This is a genomic window from Gymnodinialimonas sp. JB5-7, assembly GCF_055693405.1.
The window spans coordinates 37228-60736 of the sequence record NZ_JBVFUX010000004.1 but is presented as its reverse complement, the minus strand read 5'-3'; the positions used below and the strand labels follow the sequence as shown (position 1 = coordinate 60736).

At 60.8% G+C, this 23509-nt stretch carries 20 protein-coding genes and 3 pseudogenes; 4 read left to right on the top strand and 19 right to left on the bottom strand.

All coding sequences use genetic code 11. The features are described from left to right. The first annotated feature begins 19 nt into the window (after positions 1-19). Positions 20-643, top strand: coding sequence for a histidine phosphotransferase family protein (locus ACZ1HK_RS00820; protein WP_472627073.1), 624 nt, complete (start codon positions 20-22; stop codon positions 641-643). Here the strand turns inward: ACZ1HK_RS00820 and ACZ1HK_RS00815 are convergent. From ACZ1HK_RS00815 to ACZ1HK_RS00805, 3 genes are read right to left on the bottom strand one after another with little or no spacing between them, the layout of a single operon-like run. After that, positions 640-1161, bottom strand: coding sequence for a gamma carbonic anhydrase family protein (locus tag ACZ1HK_RS00815; RefSeq protein ID WP_472627072.1), 522 nt, complete (start codon positions 1159-1161; stop codon positions 640-642). The two genes, ACZ1HK_RS00820 and ACZ1HK_RS00815, sit on opposite strands and share 4 nt — an antisense overlap. After that, entirely contained in the window at positions 1158-1805 is a 648-nt protein-coding gene (gmk, locus tag ACZ1HK_RS00810; RefSeq protein WP_472627071.1) for a guanylate kinase, read from the bottom strand. Before gmk ends, ACZ1HK_RS00815 begins: the two co-directional genes overlap by 4 nt. A 2-nt stretch (positions 1806-1807) precedes the next feature. Continuing rightward, the gene (locus ACZ1HK_RS00805) at positions 1808-2671 is read right to left on the bottom strand and encodes a YicC/YloC family endoribonuclease (protein WP_472627070.1); all 864 of its coding nucleotides are present in this window, start codon (positions 2669-2671) and stop codon (positions 1808-1810) included. 192 nt (positions 2672-2863) lie between these two features. Here ACZ1HK_RS00805 and ACZ1HK_RS00800 point away from each other — a divergent pair, with 192 nt between their 5' ends. Further along, entirely contained in the window at positions 2864-3571 is a 708-nt protein-coding gene (locus ACZ1HK_RS00800; RefSeq protein WP_472627069.1) for a PAS domain-containing protein, read from the top strand. A 52-nt stretch (positions 3572-3623) separates the two neighbouring features. Here ACZ1HK_RS00800 and ACZ1HK_RS00795 read toward each other — a convergent pair. After that, positions 3624-4939, bottom strand: a pseudogene (locus ACZ1HK_RS00795) (class II 3-deoxy-7-phosphoheptulonate synthase). A gap of 247 nt (positions 4940-5186) precedes the next feature. Between ACZ1HK_RS00795 and ACZ1HK_RS00790 the strand changes: the two are divergent. Then, a complete protein-coding gene (locus ACZ1HK_RS00790) occupies positions 5187-6182 on the top strand; it encodes a GlxA family transcriptional regulator (protein ID WP_472627068.1) in 996 nt (331 codons plus the stop codon). A 103-nt stretch (positions 6183-6285) separates the two neighbouring features. Here ACZ1HK_RS00790 and ACZ1HK_RS00785 read toward each other — a convergent pair whose 3' ends face one another. Beyond that, on the bottom strand, positions 6286-6789 hold the full coding sequence (locus ACZ1HK_RS00785; protein WP_472627067.1) for a hypothetical protein: 504 nt from the start codon (positions 6787-6789) through the stop codon (positions 6286-6288). A gap of 218 nt (positions 6790-7007) precedes the next feature. Next, positions 7008-9812, bottom strand: coding sequence for a [protein-PII] uridylyltransferase family protein (locus ACZ1HK_RS00780; RefSeq protein WP_472627066.1), 2805 nt, complete (start codon positions 9810-9812; stop codon positions 7008-7010). Positions 9813-9877: 65 nt separating this feature from the next. On the opposite strand from ACZ1HK_RS00780, the gene ACZ1HK_RS00775 reads away from it, so the two are divergent. Then, entirely contained in the window at positions 9878-10348 is a 471-nt protein-coding gene (locus ACZ1HK_RS00775; protein WP_472627065.1) for a YbaK/EbsC family protein, read from the top strand. A 98-nt stretch (positions 10349-10446) separates the two neighbouring features. Here ACZ1HK_RS00775 and lpxB read toward each other — a convergent pair. The 13 genes and pseudogenes from lpxB to pyrH form a co-directional block, all read right to left on the bottom strand. Then, a pseudogene (gene lpxB, locus ACZ1HK_RS00770) lies at positions 10447-11596 on the bottom strand (lipid-A-disaccharide synthase). Position 11597: 1 nt separating this feature from the next. Continuing rightward, on the bottom strand, positions 11598-12371 hold the full coding sequence (locus ACZ1HK_RS00765; protein WP_472627064.1) for an LpxI family protein: 774 nt from the start codon (positions 12369-12371) through the stop codon (positions 11598-11600). 4 nt (positions 12372-12375) lie between these two features. Continuing rightward, positions 12376-13182 (bottom strand): acyl-ACP--UDP-N-acetylglucosamine O-acyltransferase, encoded by an 807-nt coding sequence (gene lpxA / locus ACZ1HK_RS00760; protein ID WP_472627063.1) that lies wholly within the window; start codon positions 13180-13182, stop codon positions 12376-12378. After that, positions 13182-13655, bottom strand: coding sequence for a 3-hydroxyacyl-ACP dehydratase FabZ (fabZ, locus tag ACZ1HK_RS00755; RefSeq protein WP_472627062.1), 474 nt, complete (start codon positions 13653-13655; stop codon positions 13182-13184). The genes lpxA and fabZ overlap by 1 nt, the downstream gene beginning before the upstream one ends. Before the next feature lie 73 nt (positions 13656-13728). After that, entirely contained in the window at positions 13729-14316 is a 588-nt protein-coding gene (locus ACZ1HK_RS00750; RefSeq protein WP_472627061.1) for an OmpH/Skp family outer membrane protein, read from the bottom strand. A 14-nt stretch (positions 14317-14330) separates the two neighbouring features. Further along, positions 14331-16667 (bottom strand): outer membrane protein assembly factor BamA, encoded by a 2337-nt coding sequence (gene bamA / locus ACZ1HK_RS00745; RefSeq protein ID WP_472627060.1) that lies wholly within the window; start codon positions 16665-16667, stop codon positions 14331-14333. Positions 16668-17119: 452 nt separating this feature from the next. Continuing rightward, a complete protein-coding gene (rseP, locus tag ACZ1HK_RS00740; protein WP_472627059.1) occupies positions 17120-18445 on the bottom strand; it encodes an RIP metalloprotease RseP in 1326 nt (441 codons plus the stop codon). 3 nt (positions 18446-18448) lie between these two features. Next, positions 18449-19648 (bottom strand): 1-deoxy-D-xylulose-5-phosphate reductoisomerase, encoded by a 1200-nt coding sequence (gene dxr, locus ACZ1HK_RS00735; protein WP_472627058.1) that lies wholly within the window; start codon positions 19646-19648, stop codon positions 18449-18451. Continuing rightward, positions 19645-20439, bottom strand: a complete 795-nt coding sequence (locus tag ACZ1HK_RS00730; protein WP_472627057.1) for a phosphatidate cytidylyltransferase — start codon at positions 20437-20439, stop codon at positions 19645-19647. Before ACZ1HK_RS00730 ends, dxr begins: the two co-directional genes overlap by 4 nt. 46 nt (positions 20440-20485) lie before the next feature. Next, positions 20486-21181, bottom strand: a pseudogene (gene uppS, locus ACZ1HK_RS00725) (polyprenyl diphosphate synthase); the annotation flags it as partial. Positions 21182-21281: 100 nt separating this feature from the next. Next, positions 21282-21836, bottom strand: a complete 555-nt coding sequence (gene frr / locus ACZ1HK_RS00720; protein ID WP_472627056.1) for a ribosome recycling factor — start codon at positions 21834-21836, stop codon at positions 21282-21284. A 126-nt stretch (positions 21837-21962) separates the two neighbouring features. Beyond that, complete coding sequence (locus ACZ1HK_RS00715; RefSeq protein WP_472627055.1) at positions 21963-22775, bottom strand: hypothetical protein; 813 nt, start codon at positions 22773-22775, stop codon at positions 21963-21965. Then, complete coding sequence (pyrH, locus tag ACZ1HK_RS00710; protein ID WP_368474896.1) at positions 22772-23506, bottom strand: UMP kinase; 735 nt, start codon at positions 23504-23506, stop codon at positions 22772-22774. The genes ACZ1HK_RS00715 and pyrH overlap by 4 nt, the downstream gene beginning before the upstream one ends. Positions 23507-23509 lie beyond the last annotated feature (3 nt).

Genomic DNA, 23509 nt, shown 5'->3' with positions numbered 1-23509 from the left:
CCCAAAGGACCTTTCCACCATGCTTGATGCGCATTCCCAACTGCCGACGCGACTGGCTGACCTGGTCGCATCACGGCTGTGCCACGATCTAGTTAACCCATTGGGTGCGATCGGCAATGGTGTCGAGCTTTTGGAGATGACCGGGAAAGCAGACGGACCCGAGATGGAGTTGATCCGCGACGCTGTGCGCGCAGCGGAAGCCCGGATTCGGCTGTTCCGTTTGGCATTCGGCGGCGCCGGCCCCGACCAGAGCACAAGCAACCGCGAAGCGCGCGAGGCGGTGGATGGGTATTTCCATCAAAGCCGGATCACAGGACATTGGCGGATCGAAGGCGACCGACCGCGGCAAGAGATCAAGCTGCTTCTCTTGATGCTTCTTTGTGCGGAAACGGGCCTGCCCATGGGCGGCGATCTTTACTTGCAGGATGGGCAGGACGGTGGACTGGCGGTAGAGGCTCACGGCCCCCGACTGGCCGTGGATGACGATCTTTGGGGCATCCTTGCGGCCGGCGAGGTGCCCGATGACATGAACCTGAAGCCATCACAGGCGCAATTTGCCGTTGCTGTGCACGCGGCCTCGGCCCTAGGGCTGGAAATGTCTTACGAGGCGAACGAGGCTTCGGTGAGATTGACGGCGCGTTAAAGCGCCCGCAAGCCATCCCGAAAGCGGCGCATGTTCTGCCTGTAATGCTCTGCCGAGGCTAATAAGCCGGCACGTGCAGCCTCATCAAGCTCTCGTACAACCTTGCCCGGCATACCCATAACAAGCGAGCCGTCTGGAATAACCTTTCCTTCGGGGATCAGCGCCCCGGCCCCGATCAGGCAGCCCGCCCCGATCGTGGCGCCGTTCAACACAGTCGCCCCCATTCCGATCAGGGTGCCTGCGCCAATGGTACATCCATGCAGCATGGCCTTGTGGCCAATCGTGCAATCCGGCCCAATGCTCAACGGGCAACCAGGGTCGGTGTGGCACACCACATTTTCCTGAATGTTTGAGCCGCGCCCGACGCGGATTTCTTCGTTGTCGCCCCGCAGCGTGCAGGAAAACCAGATGCTTGCACCCGGCTCCAGCACGACATTGCCAATCACATTGGCATCTGGGGCGATCCAGGTATCGTCCGCAATTTGCGGACTGATATCGTTCAATGCATAGAGGGTCATGGGGCGTCCTCAAACTCGGATTGTAGCATGCGCACATGCTCCATCAGCGCGGGCTGCTGGCTGGCCTTCATCCGTTCTGCTGTGACAATGGTTTTCAGATGCGCTTCGGTCGCATTCAGATCATCGTTGACCAGCACATAATCGTAGCCATCCCAATGGCTGATCTCGTCCCAGCTTTTCTGCATCCGCTTCGCGATCACCTCGGCATCGTCCTGTGCGCGGGTTTCCAATCTGCGGCGCAGCTCTGCAATCGACGGCGGTAGAATAAAGATCGAAAGGACATGCGCGGCCAGTGCGCTTTTCTGGATCTGTTGCGCGCCTTGCCAATCAATGTCGAAAAGAACGTCACGCCCGGCCTCAATCGCATCCGCAACAGGACCCATGGGGGAGCCATAGAAATTGCCGAAGACATGGGCATGTTCCAGCATTTCACCATCGCGCACCATCGCCTTGAAGCGAGCTTCATCCAGAAAATGGTAGTCTTGGCCGTCAACTTCGCCTTTGCGCGGCGCGCGCGTGGTGGCCGATACACTGAACGATAGGGTGCCGTCCCACGCCATCAGGCGGCGGGCCAAGGTCGACTTGCCCGCACCAGATGGAGAGGACAGGATGATCAATAGCCCGCGTCTGGTTGTCTCTGGCATGCTCATTCCACGTTCTGAACCTGTTCGCGCATCTGATCGATGGTCAGTTTCAGGTCAAGGCCGATCGCGGTCAGCGCCGCATCGCCCGACTTTGAACAGAGCGTATTTGCCTCGCGGTTGAACTCCTGCATCAGAAAATCCAATTTGCGGCCAACTGCGCCACCTCCTGCGATCAGGTCACGTGCCGCCACAATGTGCGCCCGCAGGCGGTCGAGTTCTTCCGTCACGTCGGCCTTCACGGCCAGCACGGCCAATTCCTGTGCAAGGCGGGCTTCATCAACCACTTCGGTGACATTCAGCAAATCGTTGACCTGCTGGCGCAGACGAGTGCCAGCGGCGGCAGAGCGTACCGTGGCCGTTGCGGCTGCCGCTTCGGTCAGTTCCGCGATGCGATCCAGTTGGCCGTTCATAACCTCGGCCAACGCCGCACCCTCCCCTTTCCGCATCTCCACGAAAGCTGCGATAAGGGCCTCGGCCTCAGACATAAGCACTGCCTGGTCCGGCACGTGCACATTATCCGTGGCCTCAAATACACCCTTCAAGGAGAGTATGTCCGCAGCTGATGAGGCGGCCAATCTGCCACCAGCTTGCTGCTCCACCGTGGCCAGTGCCGACAGGGCCGCGTCCAGCGCGTCTGACTGCAAGACGTGTGCGCCTCCGCTGGCGGCCCGCTGCAATTTGAGGGAGAGGGACACATTCCCCCGAGCCAACGCTTTTTGAAGCGCGGCCCGCACGGGCTGCTCCAACGCGCCCAAGCCGTCGGGCAGACGCAGCCGCAGATCAAGACCCCGCCCATTCACACCGCGAATTTCCCATTGCCAGCTGAGCGCCCCGTCTGACCCATCTGACGCCGCGAATGCAGTCATTGACGCAAGACCTTTAGTTGCCACCTGCGCCCCCAAACCCATTAACCATCCCGCCACTCTCCCCCTGCACATAAAATTTTATTCAGTGTAGATGAAAAAGGACAGGAACGCAGACCCGCGGTCAAGCCGCAGGACGTGTTCTTTCGGGGGGCTACGAACAGTAAACGAATGCATTTTGGCGGAGGCCGACCCATGACCGATACCCATTTGCAAGCTGCGGGATTTGAGCGCCTTGATGCGCGATGCTTATCGTTGTTGCGTCACTGGGACGATTTGCGCGCCGGGCGTCCGGTGCCGGGCCGTGTTGAAATTAACCCTGCCAAGATCCCACAATTCCTGTCTCGCATCTGCATTCTTGAACGCCCACGGGCGGGAACCGTGCGCATTCGCTTGTCCGGGGCGGCTCTTTCCCAACGCATGGGCATGGAGTTGCGCGGCATGCCGTTTCGCGCACTTTTCGAGATGGATGATCGCACCAAGGCACTCGATGCCGCAGAAACGGCCATCACCACGCCTGCCATAAGCGTTTTGTCGCTGGCACTGCGCCAGCAATTCGGCGCGCGCTACGAAGGGCAGCTCATGATCCTGCCACTGGCCGACACACGCGGGCAGTTGAACCGGGCCATTGCCCTCTATTCAGAGGCGGCCGCGACAACCGCAATCTCCGATCTGCGTGGAAGGTTCCGGGTGTCCGAGTGCTGGAGCCACGATATCCCAGAGCATGCAAGCCTGCCTGGCCTCGCCTCAGCGCGCGCGCTTGGAGAGGTTCCGCTGCCGAAGATGGTGCAAACGCGTAAGCCGAGACTGCGTAAGGGGGCAGCGCTTGCGCGTATCGAAGCCCGCCAAATGGAACACCATGCGCGTCCCGTATTCCAAGTCATTGAAGGCGGCAAAGCCTGACTTTGCAAAACAAGGTGCGCGCGCCTGATCGAAAAGGCGCGCGCTTCTTTTGTTAACCGGCTGCCCGCAGCGCCTCGCGGCTGGCCGAAAGCTCTTCCGCCACAAGGAAGGCTAGTTCCAACGACTGCGAGGCATTCAGACGCGGGTCACAGGCGGTGTGGTACCGGCTGGACAGATCCTCATCCGTGACCGCGCGGACACCGCCCGTGCATTCCGTCACATCTTGCCCGGTCATCTCGAAATGCACGCCACCCGGTACGGTGCCCTCGGCGCGGTGCACTGCGAAGAATTCCTGCACCTCGCGCAGCACGCTATCGAACGGACGGGTTTTGTAGCCGCTGTCGGACTTGATTGTGTTGCCATGCATCGGATCGCAGGACCAGACAACAGGATGGGCTTCCTCTTCGACCGCGCGGATCAGCTTGGGCATGTGATCGGCCACGTTTCCGGCGCCAAAGCGGTTGATCAGAACAATACGGCCCGCTTCGCGATTCGGGTTCAGCGTGTCGAGAAGCTCCTTCAGGTCCGAGCGTGAAATCGAAGGACCGCATTTGATCCCAATCGGGTTCAACACGCCCTTGCAGAACTCCACATGCGCCCCGTCCGGCTGCCGCGTACGGTCGCCGATCCAGATCATGTGACCGGAACCGGCCAGCCATTTGCCGGACGTGGGATCAAGGCGGCACAGGGCCTCTTCATATTCCAGCAACAAGGCCTCATGCGAGGTGTAGAAATCCACCTGCTCGAGCTCGTGGGTCTTGCCCGGAGCGAAACCAGCGGCAGACATGAAATCAAGCGCATCCTGGATGCGATTGGCCATATCCGCGTAACGCTCCGCGTCACCCATATCGGTGAAGCCAAGCGTCCAGGAATGCACCCGGTGGATATCCGCAAAACCACCTTTCGAAAAGGCGCGCAGCAGGTTCAGCGATGCAGCCGCCTGCGTGTAGGCCTGCAGCATCTTCTGCGGATTCGGGATGCGCGCTTCGGGTGTGAAATCCAATTCGTTGATGATGTCGCCGCGGTAGGACGGCAACTCCACCCCATCTTTCACTTCGGTGGGTGCGGAGCGTGGCTTGGCAAACTGGCCTGCCATACGGCCGATCTTCACCACGGGCACCTTGGCACCGAAGGTCAGAACAGTAGCCATCTGAAGCATTACCTTGAAGGTGTCGCGGATGTTGTCGGCGGAAAATTCCGAGAAGCTTTCCGCGCAATCGCCGCCTTGCAAAGAAATCCTTCGCCGCGCGACACGGCGGCCAATTCGTGCTTCAGCGTGCGCGCCTCACCGGCAAACACAAGTGGCGGGTATTTCCCCAACTGCGTTTCAACGTCGTTCAGGGCGGATTCATCCAGATAATCCGGCATCTGCACGCGCGGTTTGGCGCGCCAATCCGATTTCGTCCAGGTCGTTGCAGAGGCCATTCTCGTCTCCATCTCAAAGGGTCGGCCCTCTCTCTACACAAGGGCCATGCAGCTTCCAATCCCGCATTTGGCAAAAGTGTGAGCGCCAAAATGAACAATTGTGGGATTGCACAGGCGCGAAATTGGTGATTTCGATTTTTCATTGGGGTGAAGCACGGATCAACCGATGCCGCCCAAGGGAGACCTGCGCATGACGGATGCAACCGCCAGACCACGCCCGGGCGACGGCCCCAAGCGGTTCGTTTTCGTTCTTCTCGATCAGTTTACCATGCTTTGCTTCTCCTCCGCGGTTGAGGCGTTGCGCATCGCCAACCGGATGTCGGGCAAGGAGTTGTATGAGTGGAGCCTTGCGGGCGAAGGCGGCGAATATGCGCAAAGCTCTGCCGGGATCTGGTTCAGGCTCGATACCGATCTCGATGAGGTGCGGCGCGAAGATGTCATTCTGCTCTGCGGCGGGATCGACGTTGCGGGTGCAACCACCAAAAGACTGCTCAGCTGGTTGCGGCGCGAGGCCAGGAAAGGACCCGTCATCGCGGGCCTTTGCACGGCGGGATATACTCTGGCGAAGGCGGGCCTGTTGGATGGCAAACGCGCCACGATCCATTGGGAGAACCAGGATAGCTTCGCGGAAGAATTTGAAGAGGTCACGCTGACCAAATCTGTCTTCGTGGTGGACGGCAATCGGATCACCACGGCGGGCGGCACCGCCTCCATCGACTTGATGCTTAAACTGATTGCTGAGGATCATGGCGAAGAGCTGGCCAATCTGGTTGCGGACCAGCTGATCTACACCTCGATCCGCACCGATCAGGACACGCAGCGCCTGTCGATTCCCACCCGCATCGGGGTGCGGCACCCAAAACTCGGTGCCGTGATCCGCATGATGGAGCAGAATATCGAGGACCCGATCAGCCCCTCGCAACTGGCAGAAGATGTGGGTATGTCGACCCGCCAGTTGGAGCGCTTGTTCAGGCGGTATCTCAACCGCTCGCCCAAACGCTACTACATGGAATTGCGGTTGGGCAAAGCGCGCAATCTGTTGATGCAAACCGATATGAGCGTGATCAACGTGGCGCTTGCGTGTGGATTTGCCTCGCCGTCGCACTTCTCGAAATGCTACCGCGCGCACTACGACACGACCCCTTACCGGGAACGCGGCACGCACGCCGCGCGCTTGAAAACCTAGACTAAAGCACTTTGCGTTTTATCTGAGGCAATCTTATCGCGTTCCGCGTTCGCGCCATCGGCGCGAGGCAGCGGGTTGCGATCCAAATCAAACGCAAAGTGCTCTAGAACATCGACAGAAGCGGCGACAGGCTGGTGTTCATGACCATGTGCAGGACCACCAGATCCTCTTCACGTTCATGGATCATCAGCAGCAGATACAGATAGCCGGTGCCGCCATCGTGGTAGGCCAGGATCTCGCGGCGAAAGCCGTTCTCCAGGGGCGATAGCATCATAAGCTCCACCTCTGTCAAAGGATCGCGCAGTGCGTTGCGCATCTGGATTTCGAGGGCCATGATTTCGCCCGTGTCCATCTGGCTGGTATCCGCAACACGCGGCAGCAAGGTCTGAATGCGCAGGTCAGCGACCAGCGGATCGATCTCGGCCCGCATCGCCTCGTAACTCTCGAAAACGCCAGGGTTGGCCAGCCCGCTCTGGGCGGATGCCTGGGTCGCAGCGATAGAAAAGACCAAGACGGCGATAATCCGGCGCATCATACTGACAGCTCCTTGCAGTTTCTGGGTCACGACGCCCGCATCCTTGCGGCGCGTCCCCCCGCCTGCGCGCATCCGGCGCTTTGGCAAGTCCCTCAGTTAGCACAGCCTTCATAGGGTGATCGTCCGGCTCGTTACGGTGTTTCTCGAGAAGCACTGAAATCGCTGGCTTCGGATCGGAAGATGCAAGGCTCAGCGCCCAGTCGACGAAGATGGATCGACACTCCGACGCCGTGATCCCTTCAATGCGAAAGGCTTCTCGGATCAGGTTCTTTGGATCATTGGGGTCATCCTCACGCATCCGTAGGGTCCTTTCCAGTTTCGCCCAAAATTTCGTTGACCCTAGTGGCTGCGCGTTCGCGCAAAGTGTCAAGCTGCGGCACCAAAGTGTCCAGGTCCGTCACCTCCAATAGGCGGAGCAGGAAACTCACACCGCCCGCGCCTACCGTTTCAGGCGCCAGTGGGCGGTCTGTCAAAAGCCGGGCCCCTTGTTGAAGCGTGCTGAAAAGCGTGTGCGCATCTGTCAGGTCAGTCCCAGCTTCCTCCCCCAACAGCCCGGCCGTCACCGCATCTGCGATCTGCGCGGGGGGCTGACGGCTGGCGCTTCCAGCCGCCAGCGCCAGCGCCTGCGCGCACAGCGCAATGTCCTGCAAACCACCCTGCCCCTCCTTGACTGCCCAGGTATCCCCGGCCCGCCCCGCTTTGGCCAAACGGCCCCGCATATCGGCGGCATCTTTCAGGATTTTGGCGGTGTCGGACTGACGCGAGGCAATAACATCGCACCGCACCTGTTCCACGTCACGCGCCAAAGTCGCGTCACCTGCAACAACGCGCGCCCGAGTCAGCGCCATATGTTCCCACGTCCAGGCTTCTTCCCGCTGATATCGGTCAAAGGCCGCAAGCGATGTGGCCACCGGCCCCTGCCCGCCTGAGGGGCGTAGACGCATATCAACCTCGTAGAGCTTCCCCTCACCTGTCAGCGCGCTGAGGGCCGTGATCATCGCTTTTGTCGCCTTGGCAAACCAGCCACGCGGGTCCAACGGTCGCGGGCCCTCCGTCAACTCCACCTCACTGGCATCGAAAATCACGATGAGGTCGAGGTCAGACGTTGTCGTCATCGAGGTTGTGCCAAGGCTGCCCATTGCCAGCACGACCCCACCCCGTCCAGGGGCCGGTCCGTGCCGTCGAGCGATCTCGGAACAGACGCATGGCCATAGGGCTGCAACGATGGCCTCGGCAATGTCGGAATATTGCTGTGCGGCGCCCTCCGCCCCAATCAAACCCCGCAGCATGTGCACGCCGACCCGAAAGTGCCACTCCTTCTGCCAACGGCGTGCGGTATCAAGCTGCGCCTCATAATCGAGGGGGGACAGCAACCGCTCCAAATCCTGGGTCAGACCCTCTGCGCCGGGCCAGTCCGCGAAAAACTGACCATCCAAAACCGCATCCAGAACGCGGGACTGGCGCGAAAGGTAGGTCGCAAGACCCGGTGCCGTGGCGCAGATATCAGCAATTAGATCCACCAGGCTTGGGTTGGCCTCAAACAAGGAGAACAGCTGAACGCCGGCTGGCAAGCCACGCAGAAAGCCATCGAAATTCGCCAGGGCTTCATCGGGGCGGTCCGCTGATGCGAACCGGGCCAGAAGATCAGGTTTGAGGCGTTCAAAGATCCCCTGCCCCCGTTCAGAACGCAGCGCCGGATAGCCCGGCCAACGGGCAACGATATCCTTTGCACCGTCACTCAGGTCTGGCGCCACCTTTGCGCGGGTCTTTGGCGCATAAAGATCGCCGGTGATCTCATCGACCGCATTCAGACGCGCCTCCAACGCGGCCCGGTACCGTGCTGTATCCCCCTCGCCGCTTAGCCGTGCCAAACGGTCAAACCCTTCATCGGATTTCGGCAGGCTATGGGTCTGCGCATCATCGATGATCTGCAAGCGATGCTCAACCTCGCGGAGCGCACCGTAATGGTCCGCCAATTCGCTCGCCACGTCCCGGGTGATCCAGTCCGCCCGCGCCAAGGCCTGCAACGCCTTCACGGTGCGCGGCTGGCGCAGCGATGGGTCGCGCCCACCCGCCACCAATTGCCTGGTCTGGGCAAAGAATTCGATTTCGCGAATTCCGCCTGATCCCAATTTGATATTGCGCCCTTCCAGCGCCTGACTGTGCAGACCCTTGTGATCGCGAATGCGCTGCCGCATATCCATGGTCTCGGCCACCGTCGCGAAATCGAGGTGCTTGCGCCACACGAACGGCGTCAGGGTTTCCAGAAACCTCTGCCCCGCCGCGACGTCTCCGGCCGCTGCGCGGGCCTTGATATAGGCCGAACGCTCCCAGGTCCGTCCTTCCGCCTCATAGTACCGCTCTGCCGCGGCCATGGAGATGCAGACAGGTGTTACGCTCGCATCGGGCCGCAGGCGCAGGTCCGTACGGAAGACATAGCCTTCGGCGGTTGCGTCATTCAGGCTGGCGGCCATCGCACGGGTCGCTTTGATAAAGGCGGCGCGCGCCTCCATCTCTTCTGCCGCACCATCGAAGCGGGTTTCATCAAACAGGCAGATCAGGTCTATGTCGCTGGAATAGTTCAGCTCCCCAGCGCCCATCTTGCCCATGGCAAGCGCCACCATGCCTGCGCCGTCACTCAGGGCATCCTCTTCCGTCATACCGGGCAATCGCCCGCGCCGGGCCTGTGTTGCAACGTGGATGGCCAATGCCGCCGAGACACAGGCATCGGCGAAATCTGTCCAAGCCTGTGTGAGGGTCGCCAGCCCCCAAACACCGCCCAGATCAGCAAGCGCTACGATCAAGGCCGCCCGGCGCTTGGCCTGCCGCAATCCCGAATTGAGGCTGCCCGCATCGAGTGTGCCAGTCTCAGCAATAAGTTCGGCAATCACATCTTCCGGCTGCTTTTCGAGCGCATGTGACAGCCAATGGCCTTCTTTCGAGATCAGCCCTGCGAGATACGGGGAGGACCCAGCAGCGCCCAAAATCAGTTCGGCCAGGTTAGGCCCCAGATGGGGCATCTTGGCCAAAGCCTCCTGTCCCCGGTCGGGGGCGAACGCGATGGGTGCCCGGCTGAGGCGTGCTGCGAAGCTCATGATCTGCCCTCTTGTGACCGAATGTGATCCTTGTAAGGTCCGGCGGGATTGGCAAGCAGGTGATCATGTCGAAGTCGTTGAAAAGGGTGAAACAGGCGCTGGAAGAGGCCGGGCTGGATGTCGATGTGCTGGAAATGGCGGATGGCACTCGTACAGCCGCCGAGGCTGCCGCCGCTGCAGGATGCGCATTGGACCAGATTGCCAAATCGATTATTTTCCGTGGTGAGACGAGCGGCGCCGCCGTCCTCTTCGTCACGGCAGGCGGCAATCAGGTAGATGCAAAAAAGGCCAGTGCCGTGGCGGGTGAGCCCCTGGGCAAAGCCGATGCCGGATTAATCCGCGCGCAGACGGGCTTTGCGATTGGTGGCGTCGCCCCCATCGGCCATCTCAACCCAATCCGGGCCTGGTGGGACCCACGCCTGTCAGAGTTCGATACCGTATATGCCGCCGCCGGTACGCCGCGCCATATCTTTCCCATCAACCCAAACGCATTGCAGAAAATGGCGGGCGCAATAGTGGCGGATTTCGTCAGCTAAAGCACTTTGCGCTTTTTATCCGAGGCACTCTCATCGCGTTCCGCGTTCCGCGTTCCGCGTTCGCGCCATCGGCGCGAGGCAGCGGGTTGCGATTCAAATCAAACGCAAAGTGCTCTAAGCACGCGCAACACCGATTGCGCGGCCCGAAGTCCCGGCGCATCACCGCCTTCGCCCAAACGCAGCATCGTTTGTTCCATCGCTGCACGCTGGCCGGACGGGTCCGCCAGCACGCCAAGCAGTCCAGCACGGATCAGATCGGGTCGGCAATTCTCAGCCAGAAATTCCGGGACCGTGCGCGTCTCGGACACAAGATTCACCAATGTCACCGTGTCCACCCGGATCGCCCGTTTGACCAGTGCGCGCGTGACCCAGTTGAAATCATAGGCGATCACCATCGGTGTCCGACTTGCGGCAAGCTCCAGTGACACGGTGCCAGAGGCCGCCAAGGCCACATCCGCCGCGGCAAAGGCCGCGCGTTTGGTTGGTAGATCTGTGGCATCGATGATCAGCGGAGGGGTGGCCCAGGTGCGGGTCAGCGCGGTCACCGTCTCCCGAATATGGGGCAGTGTCGGCAGAACCAGCTTCGCTTGCAGGCCATCCAGCGCCTCACCAAAGATCGGCGCCAGCCGCGCCACCTCTGACCGGCGCGAACCCGGCAGCACAAGAACCAGCCTGTCCTCGGCAGCTATGCCGTGTGCCGCCCGGAAGGCCCGTGCCTCATCGGCCGAGGCGACGGGCTCCGCCACGACCGGATGGCCGACAAAGTCGCACGTCATCCCGGCCGCCTCCATATAAGGCGGCTCGAACGGCAGCAGGGCAAGCACATGGTCGATGACCTTCGCCATCTTCGCAGCGCGCCCCGGGCGCCATGCCCAAACAGACGGCGCGACGTAGTGAATCGTCTTCATCTCTGGTCGCACGGCTTTCACCTGTTTGGCCACGCGCAGACCGAAATCAGGGCTGTCGATTGTGATCAACGCATCGGCGCCTGAGGCGATGGCCGCCTCCGCCGTTTGTGCAATCCGTCGCTTGAGCTGGCGATATTTGGGAAGCACCTCCGCAATGCCCATCACGGCTAGTTCCTCATAAGCGAAAAGCGAGTCCATGCCTTGCGCGGCCATGTCAGGGCCACCCACCCCGTGCGCCGATACGTCAGATCCAGCAGCCTCAAAGCCCGCAAGCAAAGCGCCCCCAAGCGGTCACCCGAAGGCTCCCCGCAACAAGGAACAGCTTTAGCGGCGCGCCCACGTCACGGACCCGCCCACAGGTTCACCCCTGTCTCGGCGCAGGCGGCCTCAATCGCAGGACGATCCAGCAAAAGAACCTCGCCCGGCGCAACCTCAATGCCCGACAATCCGGCAGCTGCGACCTGATGGATCGTCTCAACGCCAATGGCCGGCATGTCCATGCGCAAGTCTTGGCCCGCTTTGGGGCGCTTGACGAACACGCCGCCAGAGCCCTTGGCGGTCTGTGCCACGAACCGCAACAAGGCCTCCGTCCCTTGCAGCGTTTCGATCCCCAGAACCTGGCCCTTGCCGACGACAGCCCCTTGGCCAACATCCAATGGCCCCAATGCCTCCAGAACCGCCCGCCCCCGTGCGGCGTCGCGCCCGCCCATTGGTGCGCCCGCAATGACACCCGCGGGCACGACCAGATCGGGCCGAATGTCATGGGCGGCGACGATCGAAAAGCCTTCGCTTTCAATGATGCCAACGACAGCCCGCAGCAGCGCATCATCACCCTGCCCCATGGCTTGCATAAGCATTGGCATCTTGGCCGCCGTGAACGGGTCAAACGCAACGGGGTCCAACGACGGACGGCCCATCGAACCGGCCAGGCACACTTCCGTGACGTCCTTGGCGCGCAAATCGTCGAACAGCTTACCCAGTTGTTCAAACCGTGCCTTGATCGGCGGCCCCTTGTGACGGTCGATCACCGTGCCCTTGAACTGGACCACATAGGCTATCTCTGCCTCGAGCAAGAGGCGCGGCAAGGCGCCGCCACCGGCAAGAATTGCACGCATCACATCACTCCGGCGTCAGATAGGATCGGTCGCTTTCGCCCATGACGAAGTCGACGATGTCGCGAACGTAATCACTGTCAATCTCGTCACTGTCGCCAAGCCGTCTGGCGCGTTCCTGAAACGACGCCCCTTCGCCTTGCTTGAGCGCCTGAAGCGCCGCGCGCAGGGCTGTGATATCGGCCTTTGCCACGCCCCGGCGTTTGAGCCCGACTAGGTTCAACCCGTCCAACCGGCCCCGCGGCCCCTGCACCAGACCGTAGGGAATGACATCATTCGTCACCATGCTCAGCGCGCCAACGATCACACCACGCCCGATGCGGACGAACTGATGCACGCCCGAAAGCCCGCCCAGGATCACGTCATCGCCCACGATACAATGCCCGGCGAGCGCCGAGGAATTCACCATCACAACGCGGTCGCCCACAATACAGTCATGGGCCACATGGCAATTGGCCAGGAATAGCCCGTCATCGCCCACGCGTGTGACGCCACCACCACCCTGTGTGCCGGTATTCATCGTCACGCCTTCGCGAATGCGATTGCGCTTGCCGACGATCAGGCGGGTCCGTTCCCCACCGAATTTCTTGTCCTGCGGGATTTCACCAATCGACGCGAAGGAGAAAATCTCGCACCCATCGCCGATATCAGTCCAACCGGTGACAACCACGTGGGATTTCAGAACAACGTCGGCGCCGATTGTCACCTCGGGTCCCACAACGCAAAACGGGCCGATCTCGCATCCCGGTCCAATCGTGGCACCGTCTTCGATCACCGCCGAGGAGTGAATGCGCGCCGCAGGATCAACCGCCATCAAGCGGCTCCTTGCGGCAAATCCATCATGGCGGTGAAGCTGCATTCGCAGGCCAGCTCACCCTCCACCTCGGCGCGGCCCTCAAACTTCCAGACCTTGCCGCCGGGCTTGCCGCGCAGGGTCGTGACGTGCAGTTCAAGCACGTCCCCCGGCACCACCTTGCGGCGGAACTTGCAGCTGTCGATGCCCATGAAATAGACGAGGAAATTCTTGTCCGCCAAGTCGGCAGAAACGCCCACCATCACAGCCGCAGTTTGCGCCATCGCTTCGACAATCGTGACACCGGGCATGATCGGGACACCGGGAAAATGGCCTTGGAAATGCGGCTCGTTCACAGTGACATTCTTGATGCCGGTCGCGGATTTGAACGCCTCAATTTCGCGGACCTTGTCGATCAACAAAAACGGGTAGCGATGCGGCAGAATGCGCTGGATCAGGTCGATATCGGCGGTGGTCTGAGTGTCGACCGTCATGGAAGCTGCTCCGGCGTTAGGGCGTGTGTTCGCGGTGGCCTAGCAACTCAGCCCGCGCGCGGCAAGTCGTGGGCTAGTCATCTTGCGGACCAGTCGAAAGACCGGGGATCGCAATCAGCGGTTCATCGCCCCCGCGCCCCAGCCGTTCATTGATCACATCAATCGCTGCCTCGGTGATATCCACACCACCTGCCGACAAAAGAACCGTGCGGCTGTCCATCAACACGGATGCACCGCGTTCCTCCACCAATTCCAGCAATATGGGTACGGTTTCCTCGAAAAACCTCTGGCGCGCCGCCTCAGCCTGCGCTTGCAGATCACGGGTTTTGGCATCCTGTGCGGCCCGGATTGCGCTGACCCGGGTGTCGAATTCATCCGCAAGCACGCGGAATTCGTCTGCCGGAAGGGTCTGACGCAAATCCGTCAACTCAAGCTCTTCGGTGGTAAGCTGCTCTTCGATCCGCCGATTTTCCGCCGCAAGTGCCACGGACGCGGCCTCCAATTCCTGCTGAATGCGTGCTCCATAGTCTGTTTGGTTCAGCAGCCGGTCCTGGTTCAGCACAAGGACATCATTCCGCACCGGGCCCGTTTGCGATGCCGCAGGCGGTGCGAATGCAAGCGCCGCCAACCCAAGGGCGGCGGCGCAAAGACCATTGGTCAAGGTTCCCATGACGATCAGAAACGCGCCTCGACGGTGAAGTCGAAGTTGCGGGTCCGGTCATAATCCTCGTACTGGATGGGATGCGAGAAGTTGAACCGCAGCGGCCCAAGTGCCGTGTCCCAGAAGATCGAAACGCCGACTGCGGACCGTAGGATGAAGCTGTCGTCAACCGAACCCGGGCCACCAACTCCCGTGGTGTCATCCAAACCCCAGACAGAGCCAACATCCGCAAACACACCACCGGAAATGCCGTATTCATCAGGCAATGGAAGCGGGAAAGCAGCCTCGAAACGTGCCACGGCAAAATAGTTGCCGCCCAAGAAGTTTTGGTTGGCCGCAGCGGTATCACGCGGTCCGAGCCCCCCACTTTCAAACCCGCGCATCTGGCGTGAGTTCAAGGAGAAGCGGTTGGCGATCCGGGTGCCGTCATCATCAAGCGCGTTGATCGCACCGCCCTCGAAAGTCGCCCGCAAGGTAATCTCTTCACGCGCCACACGGGTTTCAGCCACGGCACGCACTTCCGAGCGGAAGAACTCCGTGTCACCACCCAAACCTGCATACTCACCCGTAAACGCGAACGCGACGCCCGCGTTGGGGTTCAAACCGGTATCGCGGTTGTCAAAGCTGTAGGTAAAGCCAACCCGCGAGGTATCTGCTTCCAACGGCTCGTTCAGCAGGATCGGAGAGTTCACACCAGCGGTATCGTCCAACCCGGCCACTTCGTCATGGTCGTAGTTATAGAAGACACGCAGGCGGCCGTTCTCGCTCACGGGGAACGCAAATCCAACACCAACCCCATAGCGAACGGTATCAAAGCTCGCGTTGTTCTGCTGCTGCGTCTGCTGATAGTACGCCGTCAAGCCCGCCGCGAGGTCGCGGCGCAGGAAGGCCGGTTCTTCAAACGAGAAGGTCAGCGCTTGCGAGCCGTCGACGGTGTTCAAGCTCAACGCAACCGCTTGCCCTCGACCCAGGAAGTTCTCTTCCGAGAAGTTGATCGCAAAGCCCGCCCCGCTATCGGTCGAATAGCTGGCCGAGAAGCCGAGCGAGCCTGTGGGCTGCTCTTCAACATCCACGTCGATGATGACCTGCTCGGACGAGGTGCCCGGGCGGCCTTCAACCTGCACGTCCGCAAAGAAGCCCGTGGCGCGAATGCGCTCGGCGGCTGCGCGAATTTGCGACGGATCCAACGGATCGCCTTCCACCACGTCGAACTGGCGGCGGATCACTCGGTCAAGCGTCGTCTGGTTGCCCTCAATATCGATGCGCTCCACAAACACGCGCTCACCGCGCGAAATCACGAACTCAACGTTCACGATGAGGTTTGCATCGTCTCGCGTCACGACTGGCTCGATACGCACAAAGCGCAGGCCCTGGTCAGCGGCGAGGTTTTCCATCCGCGTCACGACGTTGTCGATAATGCGCGGGCTGTAACGGACACCCTGGCGGATGTTGATCGCGCCCTCGAAGTCTGTTGCATTCGCGCCCGGAAGCTCCGACCGTACGCCAACATTCCCGATCCGGTAGCTCTGCCCCTCACGGATGTTGAACGTCACGAAGTATGCGCCACGGTCGCGGCTCAATTCCGGCGTGACCGAGAGGATTTCAAAGTCGATATAGCCACGATCCTGGTAGAAATCGGTCAGCAATTGCTGATCCAGCGCGATGCGGTCCTGGATGAACGTGTCCGACCGGATCAACGCCCGGAACAAACCAGCCTGGGTGCTTTCCAGCACCTGACGCAGGCGGCGGTCCGAATAATCCCTGTTGCCGACAAATGCGATGCGCTGCGTTTCAACGACCGCGCCCTCTGTCACTTCGAACACCAGATCAACACGGCCTTCATCACGGCGGATGATCTGCGGCACGGCGGTCGCGGTCAAGCGACCAGATTCGCGATAGGCCTCCGCAATTGCGGCCGCGTCCCGTTCGGCCGTCACTGGCGAATAAACACGGCGCGGTGTGGAGGAGATGACGGTCAGCAGATCTTCGTCATCCAGCCGGCGGTTCCCCTCAATGGAAATCCGGTTGATCGTCGGGAATTCCACAACGGTGATGACCAGCGTATTGCCGCGCGGCGCAACCTCGACCCGCTCAAACAGGCCGGAGTTCTGAAGCCGCTGAAGCGCATCGTTGACCTGACCCGCCGAGACGGATTGGCCCGGCGTGATACCAGCCACTTCCAGCACAGACGCATCATTGGTGCGCACATTGCCCTGAACATCGAAGTTATTGAAATTAAACGACTGCGCGGTTGCCAGAGGCGCCGACAACAGCAGCACACACACAATCAATGCGAGGGTCGCGATACGTCCAGCGAAGCCAGACAAGTGCGAAAAAGCACGGAGGACCATAGAATCCCACCCATTGGTCAAATTTGCAGACACTCACTGGGTATCCTGCCCCCAAAGGGTAGTCAAACGCATGATGTGGAAGTGTTGTGCCTTTCTCGCCGATTGTCACAACCTGTGGCGAATCCAGCACGGCGGCACAGTTCCGTGGCCGCCGGATAATTGTTTTTGATGTGAGGGTTAAGGGCGTCCTAACGCCGCCTTACCAGGGTTGCGCCATCGCAAAGACCCAACCCGCCAAGGTCAACGCCGCCACGATCAGAAGCGGTGTCAGAAAGCGGTCCATGTTCAGCATCATAAGCTGGGTCATGCCGCGGGTGCTTTGGGCGATATAACGCATGGGTCACTGGTCCAATCAAAGAAGAACTGCCCCTTTGATCGCGTTAAAATGTGTCAGAACCGTGTTCCGAGGGTGGAGATTTGGGGGTTTCGCTGCCCCCAAATCTCAAACCAGTTCAGCACCAGATGTCGTTGGTCAGTGCGAAGAGCATCAGCGACAGAAGCATCGCCAAACCCACGGACATGAACACGCGCAGCACCTTGTCCGACGGTGGCTTCCCGGTGACGCCTTCATAGGCGTGGAACACTAGATGCCCACCGTCCAGAACAGGAATCGGGAACAGGTTCAGCAGGCCAACCGCCGTCGACAGAACGGCAATGAACCAGATGAAGTTGTCGAGGCCCTGGCTCGCCGCCGCGCCAGACGTTTCTGCAATGCCGATAGGCCCTTGCAGGTTACAGCTTGAGATCGCGCCAGTGATGATGTGCCACAGGCCATCCAGCGAGCTTTCGATAATGAAACCAACCTGGTTGACGCCATAGGTGAGCGCAGCCCATGGGCCGACACCCTGCCGCTCTGGGTCAAAAATCAATCCGCCGGTGATGCCGATCAACCACCGCGTCTCGAACCCATCCCCGGTCGGAATGTCGGTCTGGCGTGGGCTCAGTGTCAGGTTCAGGATCTCACCGGCGCGCCACACTTCCAGCGCCAAAGGCGTGCCTTCAGACGCATCAACAAAATCGCGCAGCTGGCTGAAGCCGTGGATGGGCGTTCCATCCACACTCAGGATCACATCGCCCTCTTCGATGCCGGCTGCAATGGCCGCAGATTGCGGCGCTACACTTTGCACGATGGGCATCATCGGAAAGGCCGCTTCGACCTGAATGGCTTCGTCGTTGCGCACGATGTCGTAGGTCAGCAAAGGCGCCGGTTCCAGATCGCGGGCCAGCGTGAACAGGTCCTGCAACTCTTCGACCGGCTGGCCTTCGATGGCCGTGATCAGATCGCCGGGCTCCAGCGTGACCACCTCTGGCGGCAACGCTTTGGGGGCGCCCACGCGCGCTTCATCCACAGCCTGACCGCTGACCATGACGATGCCCGCAAAAATCGCGATGGAGAGGATGAAGTTGAAGATCGGGCCTGCCGCAACGGTTGCAGCCCTGGCCCATAATGGCGCACCGGGCATGGAACGACGCCGTTCCGTCGGGTCGAGCGCATCCAGAACAGCCCCATCGGCACCCGCCGAGGCCGCATTCGCGTCGCCCAGGAATTTCACATAGCCGCCAAACGGCAGCGCGGCCAATTGCCAACGCGTACCGCGTTTGTCGACGCGGCTGAACAGGACCGGGCCAAAACCGATTGAAAAGACCTCCGCATGAATGCCCGACCAGCGGCCAACGATGTAGTGACCGTATTCGTGGATCGCCACGATGATCGACAAGGCAGCAACGAACGCCACCAGGGTGAAGCCGAAATTGCCGAATGCGGGAAGAAGATCCATCAACTATGCCTTTTCTTCGTGGTGCTCGATCATGGTCCAGGCTGTCTTACGTGCCATTTGGTCCGTTTGCAGGACGTCCTCAAGGGTATCAACGGCATTTGAAAGGCCGATCTTTGACGAGATCGCGTCAAGTGTGGCCTCAACAACGCCGCTCATGTCCATAAAACCGATGCGACCCGCCAGAAATCCGTCTAGCGCGATTTCCTTGGCTGCGTTGAACACGCAGCCCGCATGGCCGCCCGTTTCCATCACCGCACGCGCGATTTTCAGCGCCGGGTATCGCGTCTCGCAGGCGGCATAGAATTCCAGTGTCGCCAGTTCAGTAAGGTCGATACGGGACACGGGCAAATGTTTGCGATCCGGGTAGTTGAGCGCATAGCCAATGGCGTGCCGCATGTCCGGCGCGCCCAGATGGGCCATCAATGCCCCATCGTTAAAGCCAACAAGGGCGTGCACGATGCTCTGCGGGTGAATGACCGTCTCGATTTGGGCAGGAGCTACGCCGAAGAATTCCTTGGTTTCGATCAGCTCCATCGCCTTGTTGAACATCGACGCGCTATCAATCGTGATCCGCTGACCCATATCCCAGTTCGGATGCGCCCCCGCATCTTCAGGCGTGGCAGAAGCCAGCGCGTCAACAGGCCAATCACGCAAGCCGCCGCCAGAGGCGGTGATGATGATCCGCTCCACCGCGGCCATATCCTCACCCACAAGGCCCTGAAATACGGCCGAATGCTCCGAATCGACCGGCAAGATCGTGGCGCCATGGGTGCGCGCTTCTTGCAGAAGAAGTGGGCCCGCCGTCACTAGGCTTTCCTTATTGGCCAGCGCCAAAGTGGTGCCATGGCGCAGCGCGCGAAAACCCGGCGCCAAACCCGCCGCACCCACAATGGCCGACATGATCCAGTCCGCCGGTCGGTCAGCGGCCTCCAGCAGCGCAGCCTCCCCCGCCGCGGCCTCAATTCCTGACCCCTCCAGCGCCGCACGCAGGTCGGGCAGCAGCCCCTCCTCGGCGGTAACCGCGATCTGCGCGCCCAACCTCTTCGCATCTGCGGCGAGTTGGGCAATGTTGGAGGCCCCGGTCAGGGCCACGACGTCATAAGCGTCTGGGTCGCGCGCAATCAGGTCGAGGGTGTTCTGCCCGATGGAGCCTGTGGCCCCGAAGATCGAAACCCGTCGCGTGCCAGCCGAACTGACGCTCACAGCGACACCGTGAAGCCCGCCAGCACAAAGACCAGCCCCGCAACCGTGAATGCCCCAAGCATTCCGTCAAACCGGTCCAGCGCGCCGCCATGGCCCGGGATAATCTTCGAGCTGTCCTTGACCCCGGCCCGACGCTTCAAGGCACTCTCTGCGATATCGGCAAGCTGCGCAGCAAAGGCCACAAAGACCAGGAATATCACGCCAACAATCGTGGTTGAGACCGGATCACTCGCCCGGAGGCTCACGGCAATCGCAATGATCGCGGCCATGACCCAACCCGACACCGTTCCGGCCCAGGTCTTGTTGGGGCTCAGGCTCGGCCAGAATTTCGGGCCGCCAATCAGCTTTCCAAAGAAATACCCCGCAACGTCGGTGGAGATCACGACGGCCACAACCAGCCACATCGCCAACGGCACCGATTGGTGAAGGAAGAAGAAGAGAAAGGTCGCCAACGGGATCATCGCACCAAACAGCGTCTCCAACCGGCTTTTGCGCACGGGGATCATAACGACCACCATCGTGACACCCAGAACGCCCATCGCGACGGGCGAGACCGCCAAAACACCATCTGTCTCCTGCACCAAGCGATGCTCAAGGATCAGCGCCAGCGCCAGCAAGGCCGAAGACAGGATCGTCGCAATCCGGGCAAACGGTTTTGTCAGCCGGATGATCAGTCGGAAATATTCCCACAGCATCACCGCGCCGAAGACGGCCAGCAACAGCGCCAGCACAAGCCCCCCGAACCAAAGCCCCGCACCGGCAACGCCAAGCAGCACAAGCGCGGACAGCACACGCGGGACGAGATCCGCGAATTTCGGCCCCCCGCCATGGCGCGCCTCAGACCGGCACTGCGCCGAAGCGCCGTTCGCGCACGCCGAAGCGATCCACAACTTCCGCGAAGACGTCCGAGGTGAAGTCCGGCCAAAGCGTGTCAATAAATTCGTATTCCGAGTAAGCCGATTGCCACAGCAAAAAGTTCGAGATGCGCGCTTCGCCACTCGTGCGGATCACCAGATCCGGGTCAGGCAAAACATGGGTGTCGAGGTATTTGGGGAAGGTCTCATCACAGACATCACGCGGGTTCAGGTTGCCCATCTCGACGTCATGGGCCAGCCGCCGCGCCGCGCGCGCCACCTCGTCCCGCCCGCCATAGTTGAGCGCTATGGTCAGATGCACCTTGTCGTTGTCAGCGGTCAAAAGCTCCAAACCGTCCATCAGGTCAACGAGGGCAGGCTCCAGCTTGACGCGGTCGCCGATGAACCGCACCCGCACGCCCTCTTCCAGCAGGTTCTCCGCTTCCCGCCGGATATAGCGTTTGAACAGCTTCATCAGACCCGCAACTTCGGTCTGCGTCCTTTTCCAGTTCTCGGTCGAGAACGCAAAGATCGTCAGATATTTCACGCCCAGATCCGGACAGGCGCGCACAACTTCACGCACGCGCTTGGCGCCCGCATGGTGGCCGACAAGGCGCGGGCGATGCCGCATTTGCGCCCAACGTCCATTGCCATCCATGATGATCGCAACATGTTCGGGGGCTTTTTCTTGTCTGACATGGGGGAGCGTCCTTTCATCGGGCGCCTACTGCAATTGGATCAGGGCTGTGGCCCGCACCAGGCCGCGGTCTGCGATTGCATCAGACCTGCATGATTTCTTCTTGTTTGTTCTCCAGCGCCTCATCAACACGCTTGATGAACGTATCGGTCAGCTCCTGCACGGCGCCTTCCCAGAACTTCGCATCATCCTCGGACGTGTCCGCTTTCTTGATCTGATCCATCCCGTCGCGACGGATATTGCGGATGCTGACCCGCGCGTTCTCCGCGTAGGTGCCTGCAACCTTGCCAAGCTCGCGGCGGCGTTCCTCGTTCAACTCGGGGATCGGCAACATGATGATTGTACCGTTGAGCTGCGGATTGATGCCCAGACCGCTTTCGCGGATCGCCTTTTCTACCTTGCCGACAAGGCCCTTGTCCCAGACGTTTACCGTAACCATCCGTGGTTCGGGGACATTCACTGTGCCCACTTGGTTGATCGGCGTCATTGCGCCGTAGGCGTCGACCATCACCGGCTCCAGCATCGAAGCACTAGCGCGTCCTGTGCGCAGCGAGGCGAATTCTGTGCGCAGAGACGAAATCGCCCCTTCCATCCGCCGCTCCAGATCATCGGTATCGAGCATGAAATCGTCGGACATATCGCGCGGGCCTGTTCATTGTTGTTACCTGGCGCTGCTTGTAACCCGCGGGGCTTGGGTTCGACAACACCCCAGCTTCAGGGGTTTTTGTGCAGATGCAGGGATCTATGTGGCCAGTCGGCCGCCTTATGGCCAGCCGCAAAGGGGCGGGCGCGTCATGCCACGCTCTGTCAGGCTATCCCCGATAAACCAGTCTGCGGCCAGAAAAATAATCAGGTATTCGGTATCCAGCCATGCGTTCACCGGGCCGTCGCCGGTCGCGCTGCCGGTTGCCGGGTCGATGCCCTGCAAGGCGAGAACAGCATCGCGCAGGCTGTCGCTGCGTTCCTGAAAACAGGCGTCGTTGGCCTGCAAGGTTGCGATCACCTGCGCAAAAGCGTCATCGGAAATGTAACGGTGTGTGGCACGGATCGCATCAATCTGCGGGACATTGGCGCACGCGCCCGTCACAACCTGCCACGTGGCCGGCGTCGCAAGCGGCGAGTCGCTGAAAAACCGCACATCTCCCGAAATGATATGGGCCGCAATGAACCTGACCCACTCATCATAGGCGCGCGCCGGATCATCCGGGTACTGACGCTCAAAGAACCCCGTCACATCCTCAAGGAAACAGCCGGGAAATTCCGGCTCGTCATCAACCGCCGTAGTGATCGCCTGAATTTCCGGCGCATCCAGCCGCCATTCCGTTTGGATATCCGGCAGTCGGATCGTGCATATCTCAGGCGAAAGGACCGTGTAGGCGCCTTGCTCGACCACATGGCCCACAGCCATCTGCGCCGTGACAAACGCATCAATCGCCGCGACATCCACGCCAGCAGCCTGCGGGACAGTCAGATCGCCAGCCGAGGCGACACATCCGTTACGCTCAAAGAAGGACAGCGCCACCGGGTCCGCCGCGCAGGGAAATGCGAACAGCGCGACGCAAACCGCGAGCCTCAATCCGACACCTTCGTGAACGTCCCCTCGCCCGACAGGATCGACAGGAACCCACCCGGCGCGTCGAGGCTGAAGACGATGATCGGCAGGTCATTTTCCCGAGCCAATGCAATCGCGGAGGCGTCCATCACCCCCAGGTGCTGCGCCAGAACTTCGTCATAGCTGACCGTCTCGAACCGTTTGGCATCGTCGTGCTTGGCCGGGTCCTTGTCGTAGACACCGTCAACCTTCGTGCCCTTGAAGATCGCTTCGCACGCCATCTCGGATGCCCGCAGGGTGGCCGCTGTATCGGTGGTGAAATACGGGTTGCCCGTGCCCGCCGCAAAGATGCAAACCCGCTTCTTTTCCAAGTGGCGCACGGCGCGGCGGCGGATATAGGGCTCGGCCACCTCATTCATCGTGATGGCAGAGATCACCCGCGTGAACACGCCAAGGCTTTCCAGCGCGCTTTGCATCGCCAGCGCGTTCATGACGGTGGCCAGCATTCCCATATAGTCAGCGGTCGTCCGCTCCATCCCCTGCGCGCTGCCCTGCAGGCCCCGGAAGATGTTGCCGCCGCCGATCACCAGACAGATCTCCACGCCGAGGTCGTGGACCGATTTGATCTCCTTCGCGATCCGCTCCACCGTCGGCGGGTGCAGACCGAAGCCCTGATCGCCCATCAAGGCCTCACCCGAGATCTTGAGCATCACGCGGTTGTACCGGGCGGCAGTGTGGGCGGGGTCGCTTGTCATGGC